At 57.8% G+C, this 2,556-nt stretch carries 4 protein-coding genes; 1 reads left to right on the top strand and 3 read right to left on the bottom strand.

Annotation, left to right across the window (positions count from 1 at the left end; genetic code table 11):
• Positions 1–6 precede the first annotated feature (6 nt).
• From msrB to ACEW8G_RS00320, 3 genes are all read right to left on the bottom strand, one after another.
• Complete coding sequence (gene msrB, locus ACEW8G_RS00330; RefSeq protein WP_373486465.1) at positions 7–357, bottom strand: peptide-methionine (R)-S-oxide reductase MsrB; 351 nt, start codon at positions 355–357, stop codon at positions 7–9.
• Positions 358–366: 9 nt separating this feature from the next.
• Positions 367–492 (bottom strand): twin-arginine translocation signal domain-containing protein, encoded by a 126-nt coding sequence (locus ACEW8G_RS00325; protein ID WP_373486463.1) that lies wholly within the window; start codon positions 490–492, stop codon positions 367–369.
• Between the two features lie 72 nt (positions 493–564).
• On the bottom strand, positions 565–1,089 hold the full coding sequence (locus ACEW8G_RS00320) for a fasciclin domain-containing protein (RefSeq protein ID WP_373486464.1): 525 nt from the start codon (positions 1,087–1,089) through the stop codon (positions 565–567).
• A 734-nt stretch (positions 1,090–1,823) separates the two neighbouring features.
• On the opposite strand from ACEW8G_RS00320, the gene ACEW8G_RS00315 reads away from it, so the two are divergent.
• Positions 1,824–2,556, top strand: a 733-nt coding sequence (locus ACEW8G_RS00315; RefSeq protein ID WP_373486462.1) for a TonB-dependent receptor plug domain-containing protein, incomplete at its 3' end; no start/stop codon positions are given.

The raw sequence follows: 2,556 nt of genomic DNA, 5'->3' as shown, positions 1-2,556 counted from the left end.
GGGATATCAGCCCGGGTTAAACTTCAAAGCCAAGCCATTCATGCAATAGCGCTTGCCGGTAGGCTTTGGACCATCGTTGAAAACATGACCGAAATGGCCACCGCACCGGCGGCAATGGACTTCGGTGCGCTTGAACGAGAGCGAGTTGTCCACCCGCGTACCAACCGCGTTGCGCAGTGGCGCATAGAAGCTGGGCCAGCCGGTGCCGCTGTCATACTTTGTTGCCGAACTGAACGCCGGCAGTTTGCAGCCCGCGCACGAATAGGTGCCGCGCCGTTTCTCGCGATCAAGCGGGCTGGAAAAGGGCGGCTCCGTTTTTTCCTCGCGGAGCACCGCGAAGCGCTGCTTGGAAAGGATGCTCCGCCACTACTGGGGAGATTTGGTGATCTCGAAACGCCCTGCCGCCGCAAGGCTGCCGAGCGGCAGGGCAAGCGCAGCAATGGCCGCGGTCGAAGCACCGATGAAAAGCCGGCGGCTCAGATACTGTTCCATGGTGCCTCCTCGAGGGGTTGGGACGCCGCGGCAAAACAGTTGCGCAGCGTCCCGGATATTCTGTCAGGCGGATCAGCCCGGGAGCGACACGCCATCGGTGACGTGGATTACGCCGTTCGACTGCATCACATTGGCTTGCGTCACGTGAGACATCCCGCCCTTGGCATCGATCAGCATGATCATATTGCCCATCATGCGAGCGGTCAGCGTTCCGCCCTGCACGGTGGTAAGCCGGGCCTGGCCGTTGCCCGCCTTGATCCGGGCCATCAGGTCCGCAGCGGTGAGACGGCCCGGGACGACATGATAGGTCAACACCGACTGCAGCATCGTGCGGTTTGCCGGCTGCAGCAGCGTGTCCACGGTTCCGGCCGGAAGCTTGGCGAAGGCGTCGTTGGTCGGAGCAAAGACCGTGAACGGCCCTGGACTGGACAGGGTATCGACCAGACCCGCTGCCTTCACCGCAGCCACGAGGGTGGTGTGGTCACGCGAATTCACAGCGTTCTCAACGATCGTGCGGGTGGGGAACATGGCAGCGCCGCCGACCATCACGGTTCCGCCGGCACTGGCGGAGGTCGCCATCATGCCGTCATCCATCATATCGTCGCTCATCGTCGTACAGGCGCTGAGCGACAGGGCCGTGGCCAGCATGGCAGCGCTCGCGCGAAACTTGTTCTTGTTCATGATTGCAGTCCCTTGATCTCTCGCAACTGTCGTGTTGCAGAAAAACATACGTTTGCTGCAGCTAACTGTTCCATTCATCAGTGAGGCCCATGCCCAGCGCATCGAAGGGTAGTTGGAAGTTTTCCAGATGCCTCACGTCCGAAGCCTTTCCATACGCCTGCTAATTTTTGGAAGCTCCTCAGGCAGGATCGAATGTCCGAGATTGGGCGCGTTGCTTCCGACCCGGCCAATAAGCTCGATATCTGCTTACCCGGCTTAGCCTCATAATCGCGGCCCGGAAGCTTCCTACCAGAAAGTCCTCAATCGAGCGCCGCCTTAGCTTTCCCACTGGCGGATAGGCAGCATGCGCAACTGACTGGATAAAAGCTGCCTGTCGGTTCGCAACCTAGGAGCAGCCGTCGCAAACCTATCCCCTTATTCAAGTCCTGCCGTTTGCTCATTCCCATCTAGCCGGTGCACCAACTTCTTGGTTTAATCCATTTTTTTAATCTTCCCCTGAGCTCTGATGACGGGTACAGCCCGATCCCCAGCTCCAAGCGTGCAGGGTTACGCCAAAAAGCAATATTTCAAAATTAGATTCACAGATCACTCTTCGGCTTCGCAGCGGGTGGCGCCACAAGCTCGAATGGCAGAAATGCAAGGGGCTGACCGTGATTTTCTCAACAAAAATCCGCTGGATTACGGCCATATCTGCGCTTCTCTTTCCCGCGCCGCTGTTCGCCCAGAATGTCGATACAGGATCGGATCAGGCTCAGTCTCAAATAAAGGATCGGGAAGCAGAAGAGAGCGGTGATCAAATCGTTGTTTATGGCCGTGCGATCGAACAGATCGGCGTGGCGCTAACTGGTTCTCAGGGAACCGTCGGATACGCCGACTTTACAGACGTGCCGATCAGCCGCACGGGGGAGCTGGTTGAGAATGTGCCTGGCGTGGTTGCGACCCAGCACTCGGGTTCGGGTAAGGCGAACCAATACTATCTACGTGGGTTCAATCTCGACCATGGTACTGATTTTGCCGGCATTGCCGATGGCGTGCCAATCAACATGCGCAGTCATGGCCATGGGCAAGGCTATCTCGATTTCAACTTTCTAATACCGGAAACACTCGAGCGGATCGACTATCGTAAAGGTCCCTATTTCGTCGACGTGGGTGACTTTTCAGCCGCTGGAACCGTCTCCTTCAAGACCCGCAATGCGATCGAACCCTTCGTAAAAGTAGAAGCTGGCGCGTTTGATTTTCTCCGCGCCGTGGCTGCTGGGAGTGTAGCCCTCGGAACCGGTGATCTGCTCACCGCAATCGAAGCGCAGCGCTATGATGGCCCGTGGGATCTGCCCGAGGATCTTCAACGGGTTTCTGGTCTGGTAAAATACAGCCAAGGCGGTG

The organism is Blastomonas sp., from assembly GCF_041747255.1.
In the GTDB taxonomy this organism is placed as follows: Bacteria; Pseudomonadota; Alphaproteobacteria; order Sphingomonadales; family Sphingomonadaceae; genus Blastomonas.
This window is presented reverse-complemented; position numbering and strand designations above follow the sequence as displayed.